Source organism: Streptomyces sp. NPDC043867, assembly GCF_056435845.1.
The window spans coordinates 42,239-66,763 of sequence record NZ_JBWKDS010000046.1 but is presented as its reverse complement, the minus strand read 5'-3'; the positions used below and the strand labels follow the sequence as shown (position 1 = coordinate 66,763).

Sequence of the window (24,525 nt, the reverse complement as noted above, 5' to 3'; positions counted from 1 at the left end):
TCCGCCTTGCAGCTGCACGCGCCAGACCCCGCTCGGGTCGGTCAGGACGAACCGTCGGTCACAGCCAGCCTGATCCAAACGACAGGCCCTAGGCGAGAGCCGCCCGCCCGATCACCCCCGCCGCCGAACGCGCCGCGGGTGAGCGTGCCAGGTACTCCACGGCCGCCCGCAACGAGCCCTCCTTCGAGGGATGGTACGACCGCCGCAGGTAGCGGGGTACGGCCGCGCCGAGCTCACGCCAGCCCGGCAACAGCCCTTTGCGCACGGCTCTGTTGTGGGCGGCGAGCGAGTAGCGCAGCCGGCCGGCCAGGTGCGGATCCTGTCGGATGAGGTAGGCGGCACCCCACGCCCACAGGTAGACCATCACCGGCGCGGTGACCGCCATGCCCGCCACTCTGCGCGCGTACCGGGGCAGCCCCTCGCCGCCGCAGTGCTGGTACAAGTCGAAGGCGACCGCGCGGTGTTCGACCTCCTCCGCGCCGTGCCAGCGCAGCAGGTCGAGCATGACCTCGTCAGAACCGGCACGGTCGAGTCCGTCCGCCGCCAGCACCCAGGTGCCGAGGACCGCCGTGAACTGCTCGATCGCCGCGATCACCGACAGGCGGAAGCGCAGCCACTCCGCGGCAGGGATCGGCGCCCCCAGCGGCGGGCGCTCGCCGAGCAGTTTCTCGAAGAGGAAGTCGACGTACCTGGTGTAGGCAGCGGTGTCGAGGCGCTGCGCCGCCAGATGATCCAGCACGTACGCGTGCTGCACGCTGTGCGTCGCCTCCTGGCCCATGAACCCCTTGACGTCCTTGAGTAGTTGCGGGTCGCCGACCAGGGGGAGAGCCTCCTTGAAGACCCGCACGAACCACCGCTCCCCCGCCGGCAGCAGCAGGTGCAGCACATTGATGACGTGCGTCGCGGTCGGCTCGTCGGGTATCCAGTGCAGCGGAGTCCGCTCCCAGTCGAAGGAGACCCGGCGCGGCACGATCGCGTGGTGTCCGTCGCTCAGGGAGGCGGTCACGGCGTCGCTCACGGCGTCGCTCACGCCGTCGGCTGCGGAGTCGCTCGCGGCGTCGTTCGTGGAGTCGTTCGTGAAGTCGTTCACAGCGGCGGCTCCAGCCGGGCGATCGCGCGCAGCGCCCGCGGGGCGAAGCGCGACATGAGGTGGGCGCCACGCGCCTCGGGAGTGACCGGGACGACCGCCTCGTTGCGCACGACCGCGCGCAGGATCGCGTCGGCCACCTTCTCCGGCGGGTAGTTGCGCAGTCCGTACAGCCGCGCCGACCGCTTCTGGCGCCGCTTCTCCTCGGCCGCGTCGACCCCGGCGAAGCGCGCGGTCGAGGTGATGTTGGTGTTCACGAAGCCGGGGCAGATCGCCGAGACGCCGATGTCCCGGCCCGCGAGCTCCGCCCGCAGGCACTCGCTGAGCATCAGCACCGCCGCCTTGGAGGTGCTGTAGGCGGGCAGGGCCTTCGAGGGCTGGTAGGCGGCCGCCGACGCGGTGTTGACGATGTGGCCGCCCTGGCCGCGCTCGGCCATCTGCTTCCCGAAGAGCCGGCAGCCGTGGATCACGCCCCAGAGATTGACGTCGAGGACCTTCTTCCAGTCGTCGGCGGTCGTGTCGAGGAAGGCGCCGGAGAGGCCGATACCGGCGTTGTTCACCAGGACGTCCACCACGCCGTACTCGGTGGCGACCTTCTCGGCGAGCTTCTCCATGGCCTGCTCGTCGGAGACGTCGACCGTCTCGGCCCAGGCTTCGGGGGAGCCGATCAGCCGGGCCATCTCCGCCGTGCGCGCCGCGGCCTCGGCGTCCCGGTCGACGGCCACCAGACGGGCGCCGGACTCGGCGAACGCGTAGGCCGTGGCCCGGCCGATGCCACTGCCGGCGCCCGTGACCAGCACCAGCTGTCCGCCGAACCGGTCCGCGTACCTGCCGGTGGCGACGGTGTCGCGCGCGGGGACACCGTCCTCGTGGGCCTGGACGAACTCCGTGATCCAGGCGGCCAGCTGGTCCGGGCGGGTGCGCGGGATCCAGTGCTTGGCAGGGAGCGTACGGCGCACGAGCCGCGGGGCCCACTTCTCCAGCCCGTCGTAGAGCCGCTCGGAGAGGAACGCGTCCCCGAGGGGCGTGATGAGCTGCACGGGCGCGTGTGCGTACGCGTCCTCACGTGGCCTGCTCAGCCGTGCCCGTACGTTGTCCCGGTACAGCCAGGCGCCGTGCGCCGCGTCCGTCGGGAGCGACGGGGTCGGATAGCCGTCGGCGGGGACCTTCTCGGTGCGCTGGAGGATCTTCGGCCACCGCCTGCCGAGCGGACCGCGCCAGGCGAGCTCGGGCAGGACGGGCGTGTGCAGCAGATACACGTACCAGGACTTGCCGCCCTGGCCGAGCAGCTGGCCGACCCCGCGCGGGGTCGGCCGCTTCGTGCGCTGCTTGATCCAGTGCCCGAAGTGGTCGAGCGAGGGTCCGGACATCGAGGTGAAGGACGCGATCCTGCCCTCGGTGCGCGCCACCGTGACGAACTCCCACGACTGCACCGAACCCCAGTCGTGGCCGACCAGGTGCACCGGCCTGCCGGGGCTCACCGCGTCCACGACGGCCAGGAAGTCGTCCGTCAGCTTCTCCAGCGTGAAACCGCCGCGCAGCGGCTGCGGAGCCGTCGACCCGCCGTGTCCGCGCACGTCGTACAGCACCACGTGGAAGCGCTCCGCGAGGCGGGCGGCGACCTTCGACCACACCTCCTTGGAGTCGGGATAGCCGTGCACCAGCACCACCGTGGGCCGGCTCTCGTCACCCAGCTCGGCGACGCACAGCTCGATGCCGCCCGTCCGCACCCGGCGCTCGCGCGCGCCGTCCAGCCCCGTCATCGAAAGCTCCCTGTCCGGCGCGGCCATCACGCGCCCTCCGCCCAGCGCCGCACGTGCGGCAGGTCGTCGTCCAGCCAGAACGCGCTCTGCTCGGGGTCCCCGGAGTCGGTGACGACCAGGATCTCCTCGAACTTCGCGCCCGTGCCCCGGAAACCGAGGTGCGGCTCGACCGCCCACAGCCCCGGCTGCGGCGGGTGGTCGGAGAAGCGGTACGGCGACCACAGCGGCGACCAGCCCTCGCGGTGGCCGCGCAGCGCGTCGCCCGCCAGTCCCTTCAGGGCCTGTGTCCCGAAACCGAACAGCGTCGGTGACCAGGGCCGTTCCCTGACCCGGTCCACCTTGTGCGCGATCACGCCGAAGGGGTAGGCGCGATGCCGGTTCGCATACCCCTGGCGCACCATGAGCCGGTCCACGTCCTCGTAGATCTCGCGCAGCGGGCGGCGCTCGCGCACCTCGCGCAGGATCAGCTCGCGGTGGGCCTCCAGGTCGGCCATCAGCTTGTCCTGCACGGGATTCAGCCCGAGCGAGCCCGAGTAGCCGATGTCCGCCGTGCAGCCCCTGTACACCGGGGCCATGTCGAGGATGAACGGCATGCCCGCTTCCAGCCGCCGGCCGGTGGGGAAGAACTGGAGCGGGATCCGGAAGTTCACGAACGCCGTGCGGTCGCCGAACCAGGCGAAGGGGAGGTGGAACCAGTCCCGCACCCCGCGCTCGTACAGCCAGTCGCGCTGCATGCGCGCCGCCTCGCGCTCCGTCACGCCGGGCTTCAACTGCGCCGCGACCGCCTCCGCGCAGTCGTACGCGAGGCGCTGCACCTCTCTGAACCCCCGCAACCGCGCGGAGAGTCCGGCCGACCCTGATGGGGTCACTGCAGAGCTCATGCCACCGTCCGTCCCGTGTCCGGCTGTGCGCTGTGCCCGTAACTTGACACTGATGAATGTGACAATTGTTGGAGGCTGCGTCAATAGGCGGGTGCGCGGCCTGTGGACAAGCGCGCCCGTGTGGACAACCCGGTGCACCGGGCGGTGGCCGTGTTCGACTTCAGGGGGACCCCTACGGGCCCGTACGACTGGAGGCTGACGCCGATCCAGCTCCGTGGTCTGACGACCCGTGTGGCGTGCGCCACTACCGTCGATGACGTGACTGTGATCGTGACCGAAAGCCTGAGCAAGCGGTTCCCCCGGGTGACCGCGCTTGACCGGCTCTCCGTGGACGTCGGGCCCGGTGTGACCGGACTCGTCGGAGCCAATGGAGCCGGCAAGTCCACACTGATCAAGATCCTGCTGGGTCTGTCCCCCGCCACCGAGGGCCGAGCCGAGGTGCTCGGGCTCGACGTCGTCGCCAAGGGCGCCGAGATCCGCGAGCGCGTCGGGTACATGCCCGAGCACGACTGCCTGCCGCCCGACGTCTCGGCCACCGAGTTCGTCGTGCACATGGCCCGCATGTCCGGCCTCCCGCCCACCGCCGCCCGTGAGCGCACCGCGGACACGCTGCGCCACGTCGGCCTCTACGAAGAGCGGTACCGCCCCATCGGGGGCTACTCGACCGGCATGAAGCAGCGCGTGAAGCTCGCGCAGGCCCTCGTCCACGACCCGCAGCTCGTCTTCCTGGACGAGCCGACCAACGGGCTCGACCCGGTCGGCCGGGACGAGATGCTCGGCCTGATCCGCCGCATCCACACGGACTTCGGCATCTCCGTCCTGGTCACCTCGCACCTGCTCGGAGAGCTGGAGCGCACCTGCGACCACGTCGTCGTGATCGACGGCGGCACGCTCCTGCGGTCCAGCTCGACCACCGACTTCACCCAGATCACGACGACCCTCGCCGTCGAGGTCACCGACACCGACGCGCACCCGGACGGCACCCGCACGCTGCGCGACGCGCTCCACGCGCGCGGGGTGGACACCCACGAGGGCGGCGGGCTGCCCGGCGCCGGACACGTCCTGCTGCTCACCGCTGAGGGCGAGGAGACGTACGACCTGGTGCGCGACGTCGTCGCCGACCTGGGCCTCGGTCTGGTCCGCATGGAGCAGCGCAGGCACCACATCGCGGAGGTCTTCCACGACGAGCAGACGCAGGCGCGCGGCGACGCGCACGGAGCGCGGAAGGAGGCGGTCGGCCATGGCGGTTGAGCAGCCCCTCGCCCAGCAGGGCGAGCAGACCCGGATCCACAACATCGGCTACCGCAACTACGACGGCCCGCGCCTGGGCCGCGCCTACGCCCGCCGCTCGCTGTACTCGCAGTCCCTGCGCGGCGCCTACGGACTCGGCCGCTCGGTCAAGTCCAAGGTCCTGCCGATGCTGCTGTTCGTGGTGATGTGCGTGCCCGCGTTCATCATGGTCGCGGTCGCCGTCGCCACGAAGGCGAAGGACCTGCCGCTCGACTACACGCGCTACGCCATCGTGATGCAGGCCGTCATCGGCCTCTACGTGGCCTCCCAGGCACCGCAGTCCGTCTCGCGCGACCTGCGCTTCAAGACCGTGCCGCTCTACTTCTCGCGTCCCATCGAGACCGCCGACTACGTACGCGCCAAGTACGCGGCCCTGGCCTCGGCGTTGTTCGTGCTCACGGCCGCGCCGCTGCTGGTGCTCTACGCGGGCGCCCTGCTGGCCAAGCTCGACTTCGCCGACCAGACGAAGGGATTCGCCCAGGGGCTGGTATCCGTGGTTCTGCTCTCCCTGCTCTTCGCCGGCATCGGTCTGGTCGTCTCGGCGGTGACCCCCCGCCGCGGCTTCGGCATCGCGGCCGTCATCGCCGTCCTGACCATCTCCTACGGCGCCGTCTCCACCCTGCAGGCCATCGCGGACTCGCAGTCCAGCACCTCGGCCGTGCCCTGGATCGGCCTCTTCTCACCCATCACGCTCATCGACGGCGTCCAGACCGCCTTCCTCGGCGCGGCCTCCTCCTTCCCCGGCGGAGAAGGCCCCTCGTCCGGGCAGGGCGTCGTCTTCCTCGTCGTCGTCCTGGGCCTCATCGCCGGCTGCTACGGCCTGCTGATGCGCCGCTACCGAAAGGTCGGACTGTGACCACGCTGAACATCGACCACGTCTCGCGCTGGTTCGGCAACGTGGTGGCGGTCAACGACATCACGATGACGATCGGGCCCGGCGTCACCGGCCTGCTCGGCCCGAACGGCGCCGGAAAGTCCACCCTCATCAACATGATGGGAGGCTTCCTGGCCCCCTCCACCGGAACCGTCACCCTCGACGGCGAGCAGGTCTGGCGCAACGAGGAGATCTACCGGCACATCGGCATCGTCCCCGAGCGCGAGGCGATGTACGACTTCCTCACCGGCCGCGAATTCGTCGTCGCCAACGCCGAGTTGCACGGCCTCGGCAAGAAGGCCGCCGAGCGGGCCCTCGCCACCGTGGAGATGGAGTACGCGCAGGACCGGAAGATCTCCACCTACTCCAAGGGCATGCGGCAGCGGGTGAAGATGGCGTCCGCGCTCGTCCACGACCCGTCCCTGCTGCTGCTCGACGAGCCCTTCAACGGCATGGACCCGCGCCAGCGCATGCAGCTCATGGACCTGCTGCGGCGCATGGGGGACGAGGGCCGCACGGTGCTGTTCTCGTCCCACATCCTCGAAGAGGTCGAGCAGCTCGCCGCGCACATCGAGGTGATCGTCGCCGGACGGCACGCGGCGAGCGGCGACTTCCGGCGCATCCGCCGACTGATGACCGACCGCCCGCACCGCTACCTGGTGCGGTCGAGCGACGACCGCGCCCTGGCCGCCGCGCTGATCGCCGATCCGTCGACGTCCGGCATCGAGGTGGACCTCGCAGAGGGCGCGCTGCGCGTCCAGGCGGTCGACTTCGGCCGGTTCACCGTGCTGCTGCCCAAGGTGGCCCGTGAGCACGGCATCCGGCTGCTGACGGTCTCGCCGTCCGACGAGTCCCTCGAATCCGTCTTCTCGTATCTCGTCGCGGCGTAGGAGGCCAAGATGTACGACCCCACAGTCGCCCGGCTCACGTACCGGGCCCTGCTCGGCCGCCGCCGGGCCCTCATCCTGGCCGCCCTGCCCGTCCTGCTACTCGTGATCGCCACGGTGGTACGGGCCCTGACCGGCGCCGACGACCAGGTCGCGGCCGACGTCCTCGGCGGGTTCGCCCTCGCCACGATGGTGCCGATCATCGGCGTGATCGCCGGCACGGGCGCGATCGGGCCCGAGATCGACGACGGTTCCGTGGTCTATCTGCTCGCCAAGCCGGTGAAGCGGCCGACGATCATCTTCACCAAGCTGATCGTCGCCGTCGCCGTCACCATGGTGTTCTCCGCGGTCCCGACCTTCGTCGCGGGCCTGATCCTGAACGGCAACGGCCAGCAGATCGCCGTCGCCTACACCGTGGCCGCGCTGGTCGCCTCGATCGCGTACGCGGCGCTGTTCCTGCTCCTGGGGACGGTGACGCGGCACGCGGTGGTGTTCGGACTGGTCTACGCGCTCGTCTGGGAGGCCCTGTTCGGGACGCTCGTCGCCGGTGCGCGCACCCTCAGCGTCCAGCAGTGGTCGCTCGCGGTGGCCCACAAGGTCACCGGCGGGGACCTCGTCACCTCCGACGTGGGACTGCCCACCGCGACGGTGCTGCTGGTCGGCGTCACGGTGCTGGCCACCTGGTACGCGGGACAGAAGCTGCGGACGCTGAAACTGGCCGGGGAAGAGTGAGAAAGGGGGCTCCACGCACGCGTGGAGCCCCCTTTTACTTCCCGGCCCGTTAATCGGTGGCGCCCCGAGTCCCCTCCCGGGCACAGTGGTCCTGTCCACGCCGCCGGACCGTACCGGCGCCAGGTTCTGGGAGAGGAGCGCGACGATGCCCTTCAGGAGCAGTCCGTCGAGTTCCCCGCAGGGCAGCCCGCGGCGGTCTCCGGAGTAGTCACCTCCGTCGAGTCCGCTCCGCACGTGGAACTGCCCGGGGCGGCCGCTTCGAGCGCGCGATCTCCGCGCGGGCCGCCCACCCGGAGGATTGGCCGAGAGGCAAGGCACCGGCTTGCTAAGCCGTGGTCGGGGTTCAGCCCCGCGCGCGTTCGATCCGCGCATCCTCCGCATGACGCATGACGCATGACGCATGACGCATGACGCATGACGCATGACGCATGACGCATGACGCATGACGCACGACGCACGACGCACGACGCACGACGCATGACGGCGACGTACGACGCATCACCCGCCACCGCCCGCGCAACCGGAGTTCACGCCCGGAGGCGGCCAGGCTCTAGGCCGTGTCCGCAAAGTCCCGCCTGTTCCGCGACGCCTGGCACGCACTCTCGCCGCACCGGGCGAAGCCCCAAGTACGTCCAGTACGAGGGTCTCCGCCCGGCACGCCGAGAGCACGCACCAGACGCCGCGGAACCCGCCCTCCGGGCGGACGACGAGACTTTGCGGACACGACCTAGCCCAGCAACCGCTCCAGCACGGCCGCGATCCCGTCCTCCTCGTTCGAGGACGTCACCTCGTCGGCCACGGCCTTGAGTTCGGCGTGGGCGTTGTCCATGGCCACGCCGTAGGAGGACCAGGCGAACATGGGGACGTCGTTCGGCATGTCGCCGAAGGCGATCGTGTCCGCGGCCTTCATGCCCAGCCGGCGCGCCGCCAGGGACAGCCCCGTCGCCTTGGACAGGCCGAGCGGGAGGAGCTCCACGATGCCCGCGCCCGCCATGGTGACCCCGACCAGACCGCCGGCGACCCGGGCGGCCACCTCGGCGAGCTCGTCGTCGGAGAGGGTCGGGTGCTGGACGTACACCTTGTTCAGCGGCGCCGACCAGAGGTCCCCGGCGTCCTTGATAGGGAGGTAGGGCAGCGGGCCCTCGTGCACCCGGTAGCCGGGGCCGACCAGCACCTCGCCGTCGAGACCGTCGCGGCTCGCCGCCAGCAGCAGTGGCCCGACCTCGGCCTCGATCTTGGCGAGGGCGAGGCCGGCCAGCTGCCGGTCCAGGGTCACCGAGGTGAGCAGCCGGTGCTCCCCGGCGTGGTAGACCTGCGCTCCCTGTCCGCACACCGCGAACCCGTCGTAGTCGAGTTCGTCCAGGATGTGGCGCGTCCAGGGCACCGCCCGTCCGGTCACGACGATGTGCGCCGCGCCCGCCGCGGTGACCGCGGCGAGCGCCTCGCGCGTACGGGCCGAGACGGTGTCGTCGGGCCGCAGCAGCGTCCCGTCGAGGTCGGTCGCGACGAGCTTGTACGGGAACGGCCCGGCGGCGGCGCTCACTTGGAGATCGGCTCCAGGACCTCACGGCCGCCCAGGTACGGACGCAGCACCTCGGGCACCCGCACGGAGCCGTCGGCCAGCTGGTGGTTCTCCAGGATCGCCACGATCGTGCGCGGTACGGCGCACAGCGTGCCGTTCAGCGTGGCCAGGGGCTGGACCTTCTTGCCGTCGCGCATCCGCACGGACAGGCGGCGCGCCTGGAAGCCGTCGCAGTTGGACGCCGAGGTCAGCTCGCGGTACTTGCCCTGGGTCGGGATCCACGCCTCGCAGTCGAACTTGCGCGAGGCCGAGGCACCGAGGTCACCGGACGCGACGTCGATCACCTGGAAGGGCAGCCCGAGGCCGGTCAGCCACTGCTTCTCCCAGTCGAGGAGCCGCTGGTGCTCGCTCTCGGCGTCCTCGGGAGCGACGTACGAGAACATCTCGACCTTGTCGAACTGGTGCACCCGGAAGATGCCGCGGGTGTCCTTGCCGTAGGTGCCGGCCTCGCGGCGGAAACACGGCGAGAAGCCGGCGTACCGCAGGGGCAGCTTGTCGGCGTCGATGATCTCGTCCATGTGGTACGCGGCGAGCGGGACCTCGGAGGTGCCGACCAGGTAGTAGTCGTCCTTCTCCAGGTGGTACACGTTCTCCGCGGCCTGGCCGAGGAAGCCGGTGCCCTCCATGGCGCGCGGGCGGACCAGCGCCGGAGTCAGCATCGGGACGAAGCCGGCCTCGGTGGCCTGCGCGATCGCCGCGTTGACCAGGGCGAGCTCCAGCAGCGCGCCGACACCCGTCAGGTAGTAGAAGCGCGAGCCGGACACCTTGGCGCCCCGCTCGACGTCGATGGCGCCGAGCGCCTCGCCGAGCTCCAGGTGGTCCTTGGGCTCGAAGCCCTCGGCGCCGAAGTCGCGGATCGTGCCGTGCGTCTCCAGGACGACGAAGTCCTCCTCGCCGCCGACCGGGACGTCGGGGTGCACGAGGTTGCCGAGCTGGAGCAGGAGGCGCTTGGTCTCCTCGTCGGCCTCGTGCTGTTCGGCGTCGGCGGTCTTGACGCCGGCGGCCAGCCGGCCGGCCTTCTGCAGCAGCTCGGCCTTCTCGTCGCCCGAGGCCTTGGGGATCAGCTTGCCGAGCGCCTTCTGCTCGGAACGCAGCTCGTCGAAGCGGACGCCGGACGACCTGCGCCGCTCGTCGGCGGAGAGGAGGGCGTCGACGAGCGCGACGTCCTCTCCACGGGCGCGCTGCGACGCACGCACACGGTCGGGGTCCTCACGGAGCAGGCGAAGGTCAATCACCCCTCAAGGCTACCGGTGTGCCGTGACGGCTCACGACTCCATATTCCCGTCAGCCGGTTATGCGGCGATATGAGCGAAATGACGCATGAAATCCGCGAGGCCGTCGAATGATCTCCGGGGCGGCCCTCGAGATCGCCCGGCGCCGTCAATGAAGGCGGACGTACTCCCCGAAACAGGGCAGTGGGTCGTGGTGGAGTTGACCGGATTTCCGTGCGGGATCGGGGACTTGAGGCCCGCGTTGTCCACAGGAATCCCGGGCGCGAAAAGTTATCCACAGGCTGTGTGGAAGTTCTGTGGACTTCGGAAACGATCTTTCTCCAGGGCTCGCGCCGGACGCGGAATTCCCCGGTGAAACCGTCTCGGCATCCACTTTCGAGTGGAAATGGTTCGCCCTAAGGGATTGATCAATGGAAACGGGTGGACGAAGGGTGACCTGCGGGGCTGTGGACACTCTTGTGGGCTGTAGGCCGATTTGTCGACCCTGTCGTGTTTCGTTGTCGACTTGTCCCCAGGTCGAGAAGCCCCCCTGTGGATAACTTCTGTGGACGAAGCAAATCTGCTGGTAGGACCAGGCACAGTCGTCCCCCGAAAGCGGCCGACGGGACCCTAGAAGCGGCCGTCCTGGCAGCGCGCCAGCCAGTCGGACGCCGCGGCGAACTCGCCGTCGGACGTACCGGCCCTGGGGGCGCGGACGTCCTGGGGGTCTACCTCCGCGCGCGGGTACGAGCCGAGGAAGCGCACCTGCGGGCAGACACGCTTGAGGCCCATGAGCGCCTCGCCGACCCGGCTGTCGGAGACATGGCCCTCGGCGTCGATGGCGAAGCAGTAGTTGCCGATGCCCTCACCGGTGGGGCGGGACTGCAGAAGCATCAGGTTGACGCCACGCACCGCGAACTCCTGGAGCAGCTCCAGAAGGGCGCCGGGGTGGTCGTCGCCCTGCCAGATGACCACCGACGTCTTGTCCGCGCCGGTCGGCGCCGCGGGGCGGGCGGGCCTGCCCACCAGGACGAAGCGCGTCTGCGCGTTCTCCGCGTCGTGGATGCCGGTCTCCAGTGCCTCGAGGCCGTACGTGGCCGCGGCGAACTCGCCCGCGAAAGCGGCGTCGTACCGGCCCTCCTGCACGAGGCGCGCGCCGTCCGCGTTCGAGGCGGCGGACTCCCAGAGCACGTCCGGGAGGTGTGCCTTCATCCAGTTGCGCACCTGCGGCTGTGCGGCGGGGTGCGCCGTCACCGTCTTGATCTCCGACAGCTTCGTGCCCGGCCTGACCAGCAGCGCGAAGGTGATCGACAGGAGCACCTCGCGGTAGATCATCAGAGGCGTGCCCGCGACCAGTTCGTCGAGGGTCGTGGTGATGCCGCCCTCCACCGAGTTCTCGATCGGTACGAACGCGGCTTCCGCCTCGCCGTTGCGGACCGCGTCGAGTGCGGCTGGGACCGAGACCATCGGGACGAGCTCCCGGGTGGCGGCCTCCGGAAGCGTGCGCAGGGCGACTTCGGTGAAGGTGCCTTCGGGACCGAGATACGCGTAACTGGCTGGCATGACCTCACCCTAATGGGCCCGGCCCGGCCCGGCTCGCGCCTGCGGAAAGGGCCGCTCGGCACCCCGGCTCAAGGGGTTGACCGGCGTCGCGCCGGGGGCGCCTCACGCCTCCAGCAGCCGCTGCCCCACGTACTCCCCCTCCGCCGCCCCGCCGGGCACCGCGAACAGCCCGCTCGACTCGTGCCGGATGAACGCCGACAGGGCGTCGCCCCGGTCGAGCTTGCGCTGCACGGGGACGAAGCCGCGCAGCGGGTCGGCCTGCCAGCAGATGAAGAGCAGACCCGCGTCGGGCACCCCGTCCGCGTCGAAGCCGTCGTGGAACGAGAACGGCCTGCGCAGCATCGCCGCGCCGCCGTTCTGATCGGGCCGGGTGATCCGCGAGTGCGCGTCGAGGGGGATGACCAGCTTGCCGTCCGCGCCGGTGCGCTCCAGGTCCGGCTCCGTCGTCTCGGTGCCGCCGGTCAGCGGCGCCCCGTCCGACTTGCGGCGCCCGATGACGCCCTCCTGCGCCTTGCCCGACAGCTTCTCCCAGTCGTCGAGGAGCATGCGGATACGGCGTACGACGGCGTACGAGCCGTTCGCCATCCACGCCGGTTCGCCGGCGGCAGGCACGAAGACACGCCGGTCGAAGTCGGACTCGGACGGCTTCGGATTGCGGGTGCCGTCGATCTGGCCCATCAGGTTGCGCGCGGTCAGCCCTTCCTGGGCGGTGGCGCCCGGGGTGCGGTTGAAGCCGTTCATCTGCCAGCGCACGCGGGCCGCACCGCCCGCGTCCTTCTGGAGGGCGCGCAGGGCGTGGAAGGCGACCAGGGCGTCGTTCGCGCCGACCTGCACCCACAGATCGCCGTTGCTGCGCGCCTTGTCGAGCCGGTCGGAGGAGAAGTCGGGCAGCGGGTCGAGCGCGACCGGGCGCTGCTCCTCCAGGCCCGTCCGCGCGAAGAAGCTGTGCCCGAAACCGAAGGTGACCGTCAGGGACGAGGGGCCGACGTCACGGGCGACGTCCGTGTCGTCGTGCGCGGCGGCCTCGCCCGCCATCAGCCGCCGTGCCGTCTGCGACCAGCGGCGCAGCAGCGCCGCGGCCTCCCTGCGGCCCGCCCCGGCGGCCAGGTCGAAGGCGACGAGGTGTCCGCGCGCCTGGAGGGGCGTGGTGATGCCGGGCTGATGTTTCCCGTGAAACATCACCGCGCCCGCGCCGAGCGAGGTCAGGGGCGTGGCCGCGACGCCCGTGGGCGCCGCCGCGTACCCGGCGGCGCCGCCGGCCGCACCGAGCGCGAGACCGGTGGCGCCGGCCGTGCCGAGCAGCCGGCGCCGCGAGAGGGACCCCTGGCGGGAGCCGTGCGCCGTGCCCTCCTCGCGGGAAGGTGCCTCGGGATGGGACTGGTCAGCCATGGTGGTTCAGCCGATCTTCGCGTTCTTCTTGACGGTCGTCTGGTCGATGTCGGAGGTCCGGACGGTCACCGCGATCTCCCAGTCTCCCGCCATGGGGATCTGCACTCCGGTCGCCGTCCAGTGTCCGGTGGCGATCCGGTCGGGGACCACGGGCAGCGGGCCGACGTCCTTCGCGCCGAGCGTGAAGGCGACCTTCACCTCGGGCACGTCGAAGGCCTTGCCGTTCGGGCGCTCCACGAACAGGTGCATGTCGTTGCCGCCGACGCGGGCCGGGTCGAGGGTCAGCCGCACACTGCCCCTGCCGTCCTCGCCGCCGGTGTCGAACGGGACCGTCACGGTCAGCGGCCCGGAGCGCTGCGCGCTGTACGCGGTGGCCGCCCTGGCTCCCTCCTCCGTACGGCCCGGTTCGGTGGAGGTCAGCACCGTGGTGACGGCGAGCAGCACCACGGCGACACCGGCCTCCGCGAGGACCGAGCGGCGCAGCCCCGAGCGGTGCGGGTCGGCGTCCCGGATGCGCTTCTCGCGCGCGGCGGTCACGGCGGCGTGCTGCCGGGCCAGCTGGGCGGCGCGCACGGAGTCCGCGGCACCGGCGCGGGTTCCGGCTGCGGTTGCGGCTGCGGCTGCGGCGGGAAGGGTGACGGGCTCCTTCTCGGCCGCTGAGTCCGCCTCCGGCGCGAGCACCGGGGACGCCTCCGGCAGCCGAGCCGTCCAGCGCCGGGAGAGGAACGCGATGCCGACGAGAACGGCCACCAGGCCGATCTTGACGAGCAGCAGTTGCCCGTACCCGGTGCCGGTGAGCGCCGACCAGGAACCGACCTGGCGCCACGACTGGTAGAGCCCGGTCGCGGTCAGCACGACGACACTGCCGAACGCGACGCGCGAGAACCGGCGGACGGCCGGCGCGTCGATCGGGGTGCCGGAGGGCGCCCGGTGGAGCGCCACGAGCAGCGTCGCCAGGCCGCCCAGCCAGGTGGCGGCGGCGAGCAGGTGCAGGACGTCGACGGGCATCGCGATGCCCGGCTGGACGCCGGTCGAGGCGTGCTCGGCCATCGCCCAGGACGCGGCCAGGCCCGCCGCGACGACACCGCCGCCGATCCCGAGCCCGAAGGTCAGGTCCCGCTTCTCGGCGGCGGCGGCAGCGGCGGCGGCGTCGGCATCCGCGTGGGCTTCCGTGTCGGCTTCCGCGTCGGCCCGGTCTGCCTCGTCGGCGCCCTCGCCGCCCGCGGGCTCCTCACCCGTCCGGCCGCCGGTCTCCCGCCCCCCGGCGCTTCCCGCGGCGGCCTCACCGCCGGTCTCCGAGGCTTTTTCGGTCACCGCGTCGGCCTCGTCTGTCTCCGCTGCCGCGTCACGTGTCGCGTACGTCCCGAAGAGCACCGCGATGAACAGGGCCGCTGCCGCCAGCAGCAGCAGGCGTGAGACGAGCGCCGCACCCGTCTTGGTCTGGAGCACCTGCCCGAGCAGGTTCAGGTCGAAGATGTCGGCGACTTTCCCGGAGCCGGTGTACGAGCCGCGCAGCAGCAGGAGCCCGAGGGTGGCCGCGGTGAGCGCGAGCCACCCGCCGACCACGAGCCGCTGCACCGGCCGCACGCCCGCCCCCCGCTGCCAGCAGGCCAGCACGAAGGCGGCGCCGCCGGCCAGCACGATGAAGCCCGCGTACGAGACATAGCGCGCGAGTCCGTAGAGCCCGCCGACCACCCCGCCGCCCGCCGACCGGTCGGAGACGGTGACGGAGGTCTGCGAGGGCGCGCCGATGGAGAAGGTGAAGGCACCCGAGACGGGATGGCTGTCCGCCGACACCACCTGGTAGGTGACGGTGAACGTGCCGTCGGGCAGGCCCGAGTGCAGCTTGACGGCGTACATGGCACTGCCCAGGTCGACGGGGTCGCCGGTGTCGACGCGCTTGCCCTCGGGGTCGAGGACGCGCACCGAGCCGCCGGACATGGCGACCTTCTCGGAGAAGGTGAGCGTGACCTGGGTGGGTGCCTGCCCGACCACCGCCCCCTGCCTCGGGTCGCTGCCGGTCAGCGCGGCGTGCGCGGAGACCGGCCCGGCGCCCGCCAGCAGCGCGCCGCCGACGGCGAGGAGCAGCAGCAACAGCGTCCGCAGCCGCCCGGCCGCGTGGCGGCCGGCACGGGGAGCGATGGCCTGCGTCAAGGTGGATCCCTCCCTCAGTGTCCGGTCTTCGGGTTGTACGTCGCGGGCTCGACCGGCATGGACACCTTCACCGTGCCGGACTTGGCGAAGTGCAGTTCGACCGCCACCTTCTCGCCCTGCGCGGGCTTGCGGGCGAGCTTTTCGAACATGACGTGGTTGCCGCCGCTGGCGAAGTCGAGCTCGCCGTGCGCGGGCACCGGGAAGGACGTCCGCTCCTCCATCGCGCCGCCCTCGGTGGCGTGCAGGGTGACGTCGTCGGAGAGGTCGCTGGTGACCGAGGTCAGGGTGTCGGCGCCGCCGGAGTTGGTGACGGTGAAGAATCCGGCCGCCATGTCCGTCATGGCGGGGACGGGCATGTAGGCGCCGGTGACCCTCAGTTCGGGCCCGGAGGAGGCGGGATCACCGGAGCCGCCGCAGCCCGCGAGTGTCAGCGCCGCCGCCAGGGCCGTGACGGATCCCGCGAGGCGTCTCACGGGTTCTCCCCCTTGATGAGCTTCGGGAGGTCCCGGGTGTAGTCGTCCACGGTGGCGTCCTCGCCGTAGAGGACGTAACCGCCGTCGGTCTTCGGCGAGAACGCGATGACCTGGGTGCCGTGCACCGAGACGACCTTGCCGTCCTTGTCCTTCTTCGACGGCTCGACGGAGATGCCGAGGGTGCGGGCGCCGGCCTGGATCGTGTCGAAGTCGCCGGTCAGACCGACGGCGGCGGGGTCGATCCCCTTGAGCCACTTGCCGAGCGCGGCCGGGGTGTCCCGCTCCGGGTCCGTGGTCACGAACACGATGCGGAGCCTGTCCTGGTCGGCCTTCGGCAGCTGCTTCTTGGCGACGGCGAGGTTGTTCATCGTCAGCGGGCAGACGTCGGGGCAGTGGGTGTAGCCGAAGTAGACCAGCGTCGGCCTGCCCTTGGTCTCGGCGCGCAGGTCGTACTTCTCGCCGTGCGTGTCCGTCAGGACGAGGTCCGGCTTCTCGAACGGCTTGTCGAGGACCGTCGCGGCCTTGGCGGAACCGGCCTCGGCGGACACCTCGGCCACCGGCTTGCCGCCGTCGTCACCGCCGCAGGCGGAGAGGGTCAGAGCGGCCGCGGCGGCCAGGGCGGCCGCGGCATACGTCTTCTTGCGCATAGAGAAATGTCCCAGATGTGAGTGCGCCGGCGCGCACCGGGGTCGTACGCCGCCGCGGACGGCGACGGCGTACGGCTCCCCGGCACGCACCGAACGAGGGTGGGCCTCAGGCGTGGGTGCGCCGACGGCCGGCCAGAACGCCGAACGCCACGCCCGCCGCGCCGACGACGATGCCCACGACGCCGAGGACGCGGGCGGTGGTGTCGCTGCTGTCGGAGGACGCGGCGGCCTCGGTCTTTCCGTGCTCCGCCTTCTCGCCGTCGGAGGCCTTCTCGGCACTCGGCGTGCCGTGGTGGCCGTCGTCGGACGCGGCGGACAGCGCGAGCACCGGCGCCGGGTTCTCCGGCTCCTCCCCGCCGTCCTCCTGCGGCTCGATCCAGCGCACGACCTCCTTGTTGGAGTACGTCTGGATCGCCTTGAAGACGAGCTCGTCGGCGTCCTCCGGGAGCTGGCCGACGGACAGCGGGAACTTCTGGAAGAAGCCGGGCCGGACACCCTTGCCGGTGGCCGTCCAGGTGACCTTCGAGACGGCCTCGTCGATCTTCTCGCCGTGCAGCTCCATCGGCTTGTCCAGCTTGGACGTGGTGACCTTCACGTCCCAGCCGTCGAGGGGCTGGGGCATCACCGAGGCGAGCGGGTGGTCGGCCGGGAAGTTCACCTCGAGCTTGGTGGTCGAGGCGTTGTCGCGCTCGTTGGGGACCTTGAAGTCGATCGTCGCGTAACCGCCCTTGGCGGCCACGCCCTCCGGCTGCACGCTGACGTGCGCGAAGGCCGGGGCGGACAGGACGACGACGGCCGACGCGGCGAGGGCGCCGGAGGCGGCGATACGGGAAACCTTCATGGCAGAGAACACTCCACTGTGCGTGATGGTCCGGTGAGGTAGAGGGCGCGCGTACGAAGAGGTGCCCGGGACCGGACCCGTTGCGGAGAACCGAAAAGGCACTCCCGGGGGCGGTCCCGGAGGCGGACCTCCGGGTGGTCCCGCCCGTGGGCGGGCACGCGCGCGTGCCGCACGGCGGCAGCCCTCCGGACGGAGTGGTTCTCCGAGGGGAGCGGTGCGCCGTGTCAGGCGGCGAGAACGAGCACGGCGGCCCGGGGCGGTCCGCGCCTGATCACCGAGTGCTGGAGTGCGGTGGTACGGGGGGTGGGTGGTTCGGGCGGCGCGGTGCGCGGCGCCCGGGGTGCCGTGCGTCCGGTGCCGGGGAGCCCCGTCCGCAGGGCGCGGACCAGGGCGAGTGCCGCGCGCAGCGACCGGACGAGGGCCGTTTCCGCGACGCCGTGCGCGGAGAGCCGGATGAGCCGCAGGACCGCCAGGTCGCCGCGGCGCAGCAGCCAGCCCGTGGCGACCGCGGCGAGCACGTGGACGAGCAGCATGGGCAGGGACGGCAGCATGGACATCGACGGTCCGGCCGCGGCCGACACGGCGTCAGCGGAGTGGTGCACGGACGGTGTCGTGACGGAGTGCGCCGTGTCCGGGGCGAGCCGGGCGTCGGTGAGGATCCGCTGGGCCTGCGCGGGGCTGATCGCCGCCGCGGACGCACCGCACACCACCCGCGCCGCCCGCTCGACGAGCGTGGCGTCGGACAGGGCGTGGCCCGGCATGCCCGACGACATGGACGCGCCCATGGAAGCGGACATCCCGGTGCCGCCCGGCGCCGGGGTCATCGAGGTGCCCTGCTGCCCGAGCCCGAAGAGCGTGTGCAGCGCGGTCTGGCCGACCGCTAGCACCGTGGCGATGCCCGGCAGTGCCCGTTCGCGCCCGGCCAGTGGGGCGGCGACGGCGAACACGGCGAGGAAGGCGGTGCCCACGGTCCACAGGGGCACCGCGGTGCAGGAGGCGATGCCATGACCGGCCGCGGCCAGCGCGACACAGACCGCGGCGAACACCGCGGCCCGCAGGAGCCGGACATCACGTCCGGAGCGCGCCGTGCGCTGGTGGGGGGCACTCATGGCGGGCTCATCATCGCACTGGCCCGAGGCGCGTTTCACGGCAGGTCCACAAGATGACGTGCTGCGGCAAAGGACCCGCTTCGGGGGGAGTCGCCGGCGCACATGCGCTTTTCCGGTGTCCCCACATACACCGATCTGGGCGTGCCCGCATCCGCCGTATGGGCGGGTTCATGCGGTGTGGGCGATTGCACACCGGCCCTGGCGGCAATAGGTAACGGTATGTCGAGCCGCGGCCTGGAGGCTTCAGCATGAGCATCTGGTGGTCACTCCACTTGCGGCGCGAAGCCGCGAGCGTTCCGCTCGCCCGGCGCCTGCTGCTCGGCACGATGGAAACGGCGGGGGTCGATCCGGACGTCTCGTACGACCTCTCCCTCGCGCTCAGCGAGGCCTGTGCCAACGCCGTCGAGCACGGCGGGGGCACCGCACCCGACGGCCCCTCGGAGGCGTACCGGGTCACGGCCTACCTCGACGGCGAGAAGTGCCGCATCGAGGTGGCCGACTCGGGACCCGGATTTCCGGCGGGTCCGGCGCACGCGCCGCGACCCCTGGTGCGCGCCGCCCGCAGCGACGCCGAGAACGGCCGCGGGCTGTGTCTCATCCAGGAGCTCGCCGACCACGTCCACATCGGCAACAAGCCGGGCCTGGGCGGCGCGGTGGTCAGCTTCGACAAGATCCTCAAGTGGCGTGAGGGCACTCCGCTGCTGGCGGTCTAGCGCGGATCCGGTGTCCGAAGCGGTGCGCCCCCGGAAAGCGGAGCCGGCCTCAGGGCGGCCCGTCGCAGGGCCGGCAGGGTCCCGGAGCGAGGCCCAACTGCCTTGAAAACAGCGGCCGAACGCGGTCTGGGCGAGGCACGGGTCCGTCTGCATACTGGCCTGATGCGGGAGTCGGCGCATGCGTCCGGCCACCGGTGAGGAACCGGCAACGGCCCTCCCCGAACCGCCGGCCGCCCCTGCCGATGCCCCGCACGCGTGTGTGCCGCCCGCTTCCGGCCCGCGGTCCGGGCCCCGGGCGCCCAGGAGTCCCGGGGTTTTGGAGGCACACCGCACGGCCGCGCGTCCTGCCGACCGGACGCGCGGCGCGGGGGCGAGCCGGGGCGGGACCCGCCGGCCGAGAGCGACAGGGGGAGTGCCAGTGCTGCGCATGGTGCGTGCCGGGGACGGCAGGCGGCTGTCGGTGGAACAGCGCGGTGACCCCGATGGCAGGCCGGTGTTCCTGCTGCACGGCACGCCCGGCAGCCGGCTGGGCCCCGCGCCGCGTCCCTCCGTGCTCTACCGGATGGGAATCCGTCTGATCACCTTCGACCGTCCGGGGTACGGCGACTCGGACCGCAAACCGGGCCGCACGGTCAGCGCCGTCGCGGCCGACGTGGCGGACATCGCCGACGCCCTCGGGATCGACCGCTTCGCTGTGGTCGGCCGCTCCGGCGGCGCACCCCACGCACTGGCCTGTGCCTCGCTGCTGCCGGACCGCACCACACGGACCGGGGCCCTGGTCAGCCTCGCCCCGCGGGACGCCCCCGACCTCGACTGGTTCGAGGGCATGACGGAGTCGAACGTGCGCGAGTACGTCAACGCCGCGATCAGCCGGGGCCGGGTCACCACGACGCTGGGCCGCCGGTCCCTGTCGATCGTCGCCGACCCCGCGGCCTCCATCGCCGAGATGCGCAGCAAGCTCCCCGAGTCCGACCGCTGGATCGTCGCGGACGCCGGCATCCAGGACATGCTGGAGCGCAACTTCGCCGAGGGCCTGCGGGACTCGGCGGACGGCTGGATCGACGACGTGATGGCGTTCAGCACGAACTGGGGCTTCGACCTGACGCGGATCGCCTCCCCGGTCCTGCTGTGGCACGGGGAGGACGACATCTTCGCGCCGGCCCAGCACACGCGCTGGCTGGCCCGGCACATCCCCGGCGCCCGGGTCGAGGTCGAGCCGGGCGCCGCGCACTTCGGGGCGCTGCGGGTGATGACGCGCATCCTGAGCTGGGCCGTCCGGACGGTCCCGGACGACCGCCCGGGACCGTCCGTCACACCTGCTGCGGTTCCAGATCCCGGTTGATCCGGCGCCAGGTGCGGACCGACTCGACGAGCGGGTGCGGGTCTCCCAGCAGCTGCGCCAGGCCGGTCTCCGCCTTCTCCTGGAGCTGCGCGGCCTCCGAACGCCGCCCGAGGGCGCGCACGGTGACGGCGAGGTTGGCCGTGCTCGCCAGGACGTCCGGGTGGCCAGGACCGAACCGCTTGCGCAGACCGTTCACGGCGAGCCGTTCCCAGTGCTCGGCCTCCTCGTAACGGCCCAGTTCGCCGAAGGCGTTGGCGAGGTTCAGCCCGGCGCACAGGGCGGAGGGGTGCTCGTCGCCCAGGGCCCTCGTCAGGGTGGAACGGGCCCGCTCGGCCAGTTCGGCGGCCTGTTCCACGTTGCCGAGGGCGCGCTCGTAGATGGACAGGTTGTTGATGCACTGCATGGTGAACGGGTGCTCGGCGCCGAAGGAGCTCTCGTAGCCCTGCAGCACCTCGGTGACCAGCTGGACGGCCCGCTGGGCGCCGCTGCCGGGGTCGGCGCCGAAGTAGTCGGCGGCGAGGTTCAGACCACAGGCCAGCGCCTCGGGAATGGTGCTTCCGTAGCGTTCGCGGTAGCGCGTGTACGTCTCCCAGGTCTGTTCGGTGAGGCTCAGGGCCTCGGCCTGGTGGCCCGCCTTGCGCAGGGACACCGCGAGGCTCTTGTCGACCCGCAGCACCTCGGGCACGTCCGGGTTGAGGACCTGCTCGAACCCCTCGCGCACCTCGCGCAGGATCTGTACCGAGCCCGCGTAGTCGCCGAGTTCGCGCAGGTCGCGGGCATGGTGGCCCTTGGTGGTCAGGGTGTAGGGGTGCAGCGGGCCGAGCAGCGCGGTACGGCGGCGGACCGTGTCGTCGTCGAGCCGGCGGGCGGCCTCGCTGTCGCCGGTCAGGCGGTAGTCGATGGCGAGGTTGTTGGCGGAGCTCAGGGAGCGCGGGTGGTCCTCGCCGAATATCTCGCGGAACCCGCGGTAGATCCGCAGGTCCAGATCGAGCGCCTCCTTGAAGCGGCCCAGCGCCCGCAGGTCGGCGGCCACGCTTCCGGACGTGATGAGAATGCTGGGGTGGCCCTCGGGGAGCAGCTCCCGCTGGCGGGCCAGGGTGTCCTCGTCCATGGTCCGCGCGGCCTGGTACTCGCCCTGCGAGCGCAGCACGTTGGCCAGCTCGAAACGGAGGTTGAGGATCTGCTCGTCGTCGGCGTCCGGGAACTCGGTGGTCCAGAACTCGTTGAGCTGGGTGCCGAGCGTACGGGCCGCGTGCAGTTCGCCGCGCTTCCACAGGTAGCGGATGCGGTCGACCATCAGCTGCCGCGGTTCCTCCTCCGCGCACTCGCGGACGTTGGAGGGCACCAGATGGGGCCAGATCGCCTCGAAGCCGGGCCACTGCGCGGGGTTGTCCACGGCGCCCTCGGGCGGGCGGGCGGAGGCGAGGATCCGGTGCACCTCGTGGATCGTGTCGTCGAACTCCTGCTCGCCCAGACTGTCGCGCACCGCGGCCTGCACCAGCCGGTGCACCTGGATGGAGTTGTCCGTCGAGTCGACCTTGGCCAGCGCGAACCGGTTCAGCGCCTGAGTGACCTTGCCCAGCATGTAGCGGGCCCGCAGGTCCTTGTCGAAGGGCAGCAGCGCCTTGATCATCGCGTCGCTGCCCACCAGGCTCATCGAGATGGGCTCGGCCGCGAAGAAGCTGCACAGTTCGAGCAGGCGGGCGGCGGCGGGGGATTCCTCGCGCAGCCGGTTGATGGAGATGTTCCAGGTGGCGCCCACGGACGAGGGGTACTCGACGGCCTCGACGGCGGCCTTGACCGACAGCACCTTGGTGCTCTGCTCGCGCAGCTGCTCGATGTACTCCTCGACGGGGGTGGCCGTCGCCTCCAGCCAGGCCGCCGCCACCTCGATGGCCAGCGGCAGGTCGCCGACGGCGTCCGCGACGCGTCCCGCGTCCTCCTCGCTGAGTCCCGGCACCCGGCGGCACAGGTGCTCGATGCTCTCGTTCCGGGTGAAGACCTCGACCTCCACGGGCTGGACCCGGGTCGAGGTGGGCTTGGCGCGGCAGGTGACGAGCAGGTGCCCGTAGACGTTGTCCGGGATGGGCGCCGTCTGGTCCGGGAAGACCTCCAGCACCTTGTCCAGGTCCTCCACGTTGTCGAATATCAGCAGCCAGCGCGAGTACGGCACTCCGTCGCGCAGGGCCTGCAGGGCCGCCTCGGCCGCCTCGGCGACGTCGTCACCGACGCCGGGCAGGTCGAGCATCCGGGCGAGCGCCGCCAGCTTGGGCAGGACCAGGTCCGGCTGCTCGGCGTCGACCCACCACACGAGGTCGTAGTCCGCCTTGAACCGGTGGGCGTACTCGCGGGCCAGCTGGGTCTTGCCGACGCCGCCGAGGCCGTGCAGCACCTGGGGCAGCCGCGGTCCGGAGATGCCGCTGCCGAGCTGCTCGCGCAGCCGGTCCAGGATGGAGGCGCGCCCGGTGAACCAGGGATAGCGGGGCTGGATGTTGGACACCCGCGTGCCGGTGTTGGGGAACCGCACACCGCCGCCCCGGGAGACCCCGACGGCGTCCGGGCGGTCCAGGCCGGTCAGCAGCGCCGCGGCGGCCGTGCCCTCGTCCAGCCGGGCCAGGTCGATCGCGCCCCGGCCGGCGTAGGGCATGCTGAGCTGCACGTCGCCGACCCGCACCGAGACCGCCTGGTGCCGTTCCTCGGAGCCGGCGCCCGAGTGGACGGCGGCCTCCCACGCGGCTCTGGCCCGCTGGGAACCGTTGAAGGCCTGCGAGACCACGGCGACCACCCGGTGCCCGCCGCTCGGCACGGCCTCCGCGCCGATCTCCGTGACGGACATCGTCCGCACGTCCTTGGGCAGCACCTCGAAACCGGCGCCGCGCGCCACCGCCTCCAGCCAGTCCACCCACATCCGGTCCTCGGAGACGTAGTAGAGGACCAGCTTCGACGGCGGAACGGGCCGCCGCCGGGTGTACGCGGCCACGTACCGGGTGCGCTTCACCTCGCTGATCGGAGGCAGCGAGGTCACCCGCCCCTCGGTGACGACGGAGGCGAGCCGTTCGCAGGCGGTCAGCATGGAGCTGGCGACCTTCGGGGGGTCCCCGAAGGCGGCGAGGATCTCCTCGTACGCGTAGTAGGGGCGGTAGGGCACCTCCACCGAGCCCCAGTACTCGGCCAGCTGCTCGGAGTCCATGCCGCTCGGCAGTCCGGCGAAGCGCTCCCGGGCGAGGGCGCGGCCGGCGTCGACCTTGTCCTTCTCGCCGTCGTCGATGCGCATCGCGACGGGCAGGATGCGGATGTTCTTGTCGCCGTACCGGTCCGCGATGCCCTGGGCGACGGCGGCGGCGCCCTCGATGCTCTGGTCGCTGAGGGTGTAGCAGACCACGAGCGTGCTGGGCATCTGGACGGTGCAGATGTCGGCGAGGTCGGACAGGCCGGTGCGGCTGTCGATCAGGGTGTAGTCGTAGTAGCGCTGCATGTCGGCGCGCATCGCGTCGAAGAACTGACCGCCGCCGTAACTGGCGTAGAAGCGGTCCCAGTCCATGTTGCCGACGATCGGGTAGTCCCGGTGGCGCATGCCGGCGGACAGGAAGTCCAGGCTGCCGGGCTTGGGGAACGGCCAGTCGAGGGAGATCGCGTGCGGCCGGACCCGGGCGTAGGCGCGGTGCCAGTCCGGCGCGCGTTCCGGCAGGTCGCGCAGGGCCTCCCGGCGGTAGTCGTCGATGAGGTTGATCAGGCCGGGGGTGGCCCGAAGCAGGGAGGAGTTGAGGAAGGGGTGGAAGAAGCGGTGCAGTCCGGGCGCTTCGAGGTCCCAGTCGACGGTGAGCACCCGGTGGCCGTTGGCGGCGAGGATCCAGGCCACGTTCGCGAGCGCCATCGTCCGCCCCGTGCCGCCCTTGTACGAGTAGAAGGTGATCACGGTGCCCTTGCGGTTCTCGGTCATTCGAAACCCTCCGCCTTGTCGGCCCTGCTCTTCCCGCGCTCGGTCCC

At 71.6% G+C, this 24,525-nt stretch carries 19 protein-coding genes and 1 tRNA gene; 7 read left to right on the top strand and 13 right to left on the bottom strand.

Going from position 1 to position 24,525, the window contains the following annotated elements:
• Positions 1-88: 88 nt before the first annotated feature.
• The 3 genes from AC069T_RS32840 to AC069T_RS32830 form a co-directional block, all read right to left on the bottom strand.
• The gene (locus AC069T_RS32840) at positions 89-1,006 is read right to left on the bottom strand and encodes a metal-dependent hydrolase (protein WP_478786213.1); all 918 of its coding nucleotides are present in this window, start codon (positions 1,004-1,006) and stop codon (positions 89-91) included.
• Between the two features lie 80 nt (positions 1,007-1,086).
• Positions 1,087-2,850 (bottom strand): SDR family oxidoreductase, encoded by a 1,764-nt coding sequence (locus AC069T_RS32835; protein WP_478786211.1) that lies wholly within the window; start codon positions 2,848-2,850, stop codon positions 1,087-1,089.
• A gap of 26 nt (positions 2,851-2,876) precedes the next feature.
• Entirely contained in the window at positions 2,877-3,731 is an 855-nt protein-coding gene (locus AC069T_RS32830) for a M24 family metallopeptidase (protein WP_478786210.1), read from the bottom strand.
• A gap of 264 nt (positions 3,732-3,995) precedes the next feature.
• Here AC069T_RS32830 and AC069T_RS32825 point away from each other — a divergent pair, with 264 nt between their 5' ends.
• The 5 genes from AC069T_RS32825 to AC069T_RS32805 all read left to right on the top strand — a co-directional run bounded on the left by AC069T_RS32825 (position 3,996) and on the right by AC069T_RS32805 (position 7,892).
• Positions 3,996-4,982: an ABC transporter ATP-binding protein gene (locus AC069T_RS32825; RefSeq protein ID WP_478786212.1), complete on the top strand. Its 987-nt coding sequence runs from the start codon at positions 3,996-3,998 to the stop codon at positions 4,980-4,982.
• Positions 4,972-5,877, top strand: a complete 906-nt coding sequence (locus tag AC069T_RS32820) for an ABC transporter permease (protein WP_478786209.1) — start codon at positions 4,972-4,974, stop codon at positions 5,875-5,877. Before AC069T_RS32825 ends, AC069T_RS32820 begins: the two co-directional genes overlap by 11 nt.
• Positions 5,874-6,785, top strand: a complete 912-nt coding sequence (locus AC069T_RS32815) for an ABC transporter ATP-binding protein (protein ID WP_358852291.1) — start codon at positions 5,874-5,876, stop codon at positions 6,783-6,785. The genes AC069T_RS32820 and AC069T_RS32815 overlap by 4 nt, the downstream gene beginning before the upstream one ends.
• Before the next feature lie 9 nt (positions 6,786-6,794).
• Positions 6,795-7,514, top strand: coding sequence for an ABC transporter permease (locus AC069T_RS32810; protein ID WP_358852292.1), 720 nt, complete (start codon positions 6,795-6,797; stop codon positions 7,512-7,514).
• Positions 7,515-7,806: 292 nt separating this feature from the next.
• Positions 7,807-7,892, top strand: a tRNA-Ser gene (locus AC069T_RS32805).
• 349 nt (positions 7,893-8,241) lie between these two features.
• Here AC069T_RS32805 and AC069T_RS32800 read toward each other — a convergent pair.
• From AC069T_RS32800 to AC069T_RS32760, 9 genes are all read right to left on the bottom strand, one after another.
• The gene (locus AC069T_RS32800; RefSeq protein ID WP_478786208.1) at positions 8,242-9,057 is read right to left on the bottom strand and encodes an HAD family hydrolase; all 816 of its coding nucleotides are present in this window, start codon (positions 9,055-9,057) and stop codon (positions 8,242-8,244) included.
• Positions 9,054-10,331 (bottom strand): serine--tRNA ligase, encoded by a 1,278-nt coding sequence (gene serS / locus AC069T_RS32795; protein ID WP_478786207.1) that lies wholly within the window; start codon positions 10,329-10,331, stop codon positions 9,054-9,056. The genes AC069T_RS32800 and serS overlap by 4 nt, the downstream gene beginning before the upstream one ends.
• A gap of 606 nt (positions 10,332-10,937) precedes the next feature.
• Positions 10,938-11,870: a prephenate dehydratase gene (gene pheA / locus AC069T_RS32790; protein WP_478786206.1), complete on the bottom strand. Its 933-nt coding sequence runs from the start codon at positions 11,868-11,870 to the stop codon at positions 10,938-10,940.
• Positions 11,871-11,972: 102 nt separating this feature from the next.
• Complete coding sequence (efeB, locus tag AC069T_RS32785) at positions 11,973-13,259, bottom strand: iron uptake transporter deferrochelatase/peroxidase subunit (protein WP_478786205.1); 1,287 nt, start codon at positions 13,257-13,259, stop codon at positions 11,973-11,975.
• A gap of 6 nt (positions 13,260-13,265) precedes the next feature.
• Positions 13,266-15,413 (bottom strand): copper resistance CopC/CopD family protein, encoded by a 2,148-nt coding sequence (locus tag AC069T_RS32780; RefSeq protein WP_478786204.1) that lies wholly within the window; start codon positions 15,411-15,413, stop codon positions 13,266-13,268.
• A 14-nt stretch (positions 15,414-15,427) separates the two neighbouring features.
• Positions 15,428-15,886, bottom strand: a complete 459-nt coding sequence (locus AC069T_RS32775) for a copper chaperone PCu(A)C (protein WP_478786203.1) — start codon at positions 15,884-15,886, stop codon at positions 15,428-15,430.
• On the bottom strand, positions 15,883-16,533 hold the full coding sequence (locus tag AC069T_RS32770) for an SCO family protein (RefSeq protein WP_478786202.1): 651 nt from the start codon (positions 16,531-16,533) through the stop codon (positions 15,883-15,885). Before AC069T_RS32770 ends, AC069T_RS32775 begins: the two co-directional genes overlap by 4 nt.
• 106 nt (positions 16,534-16,639) lie before the next feature.
• The gene (locus tag AC069T_RS32765; protein WP_478786201.1) at positions 16,640-17,374 is read right to left on the bottom strand and encodes a YcnI family copper-binding membrane protein; all 735 of its coding nucleotides are present in this window, start codon (positions 17,372-17,374) and stop codon (positions 16,640-16,642) included.
• A 224-nt stretch (positions 17,375-17,598) separates the two neighbouring features.
• A complete protein-coding gene (locus AC069T_RS32760; protein ID WP_478786200.1) occupies positions 17,599-18,483 on the bottom strand; it encodes a hypothetical protein in 885 nt (294 codons plus the stop codon).
• A 248-nt stretch (positions 18,484-18,731) separates the two neighbouring features.
• Between AC069T_RS32760 and AC069T_RS32755 the strand changes: the two genes are divergently transcribed.
• Together AC069T_RS32755 and AC069T_RS32750 are read left to right on the top strand one after the other, a co-directional pair.
• A complete protein-coding gene (locus tag AC069T_RS32755) occupies positions 18,732-19,196 on the top strand; it encodes an ATP-binding protein (protein ID WP_478786199.1) in 465 nt (154 codons plus the stop codon).
• Positions 19,197-19,623: 427 nt separating this feature from the next.
• Positions 19,624-20,538 carry an alpha/beta fold hydrolase gene (locus AC069T_RS32750; RefSeq protein ID WP_388785680.1) on the top strand — a complete coding sequence of 305 codons (915 nt, stop codon included), beginning with the start codon at positions 19,624-19,626 and terminating at the stop codon, positions 20,536-20,538.
• Here AC069T_RS32750 and fxsT read toward each other — a convergent pair.
• On the bottom strand, positions 20,507-24,478 hold the full coding sequence (gene fxsT, locus AC069T_RS32745; protein WP_478786198.1) for an FxSxx-COOH system tetratricopeptide repeat protein: 3,972 nt from the start codon (positions 24,476-24,478) through the stop codon (positions 20,507-20,509). The genes AC069T_RS32750 and fxsT overlap by 32 nt on opposite strands.
• Between the last annotated feature and the right edge of the window lie 47 nt (positions 24,479-24,525).

Excerpts from the sequence above, each read along its gene's own strand:
- AC069T_RS32835 (WP_478786211.1), bottom strand. The coding sequence starts at position 2,850 with ATGACGGGGCTGGACGGCGCGCGCGAGCGCCGGGTGCGGACGGGCGGC.
- AC069T_RS32830 (WP_478786210.1), bottom strand. The coding sequence starts at position 3,731 with ATGAGCTCTGCAGTGACCCCATCAGGGTCGGCCGGACTCTCCGCGCGG.
- AC069T_RS32820 (WP_478786209.1), top strand. The coding sequence starts at position 4,972 with ATGGCGGTTGAGCAGCCCCTCGCCCAGCAGGGCGAGCAGACCCGGATC.
- AC069T_RS32810 (WP_358852292.1), top strand. The coding sequence starts at position 6,795 with ATGTACGACCCCACAGTCGCCCGGCTCACGTACCGGGCCCTGCTCGGC.
- pheA (WP_478786206.1), bottom strand. The coding sequence starts at position 11,870 with ATGCCAGCCAGTTACGCGTATCTCGGTCCCGAAGGCACCTTCACCGAA.
- efeB (WP_478786205.1), bottom strand. The coding sequence starts at position 13,259 with ATGGCTGACCAGTCCCATCCCGAGGCACCTTCCCGCGAGGAGGGCACG.
- AC069T_RS32770 (WP_478786202.1), bottom strand. The coding sequence starts at position 16,533 with ATGCGCAAGAAGACGTATGCCGCGGCCGCCCTGGCCGCCGCGGCCGCT.
- AC069T_RS32765 (WP_478786201.1), bottom strand. The coding sequence starts at position 17,374 with ATGAAGGTTTCCCGTATCGCCGCCTCCGGCGCCCTCGCCGCGTCGGCC.
- AC069T_RS32760 (WP_478786200.1), bottom strand. The coding sequence starts at position 18,483 with ATGAGTGCCCCCCACCAGCGCACGGCGCGCTCCGGACGTGATGTCCGG.
- AC069T_RS32755 (WP_478786199.1), top strand. The coding sequence starts at position 18,732 with ATGAGCATCTGGTGGTCACTCCACTTGCGGCGCGAAGCCGCGAGCGTT.
- AC069T_RS32750 (WP_388785680.1), top strand. The coding sequence starts at position 19,624 with ATGGTGCGTGCCGGGGACGGCAGGCGGCTGTCGGTGGAACAGCGCGGT.
- fxsT (WP_478786198.1), bottom strand. The coding sequence starts at position 24,478 with ATGACCGAGAACCGCAAGGGCACCGTGATCACCTTCTACTCGTACAAG.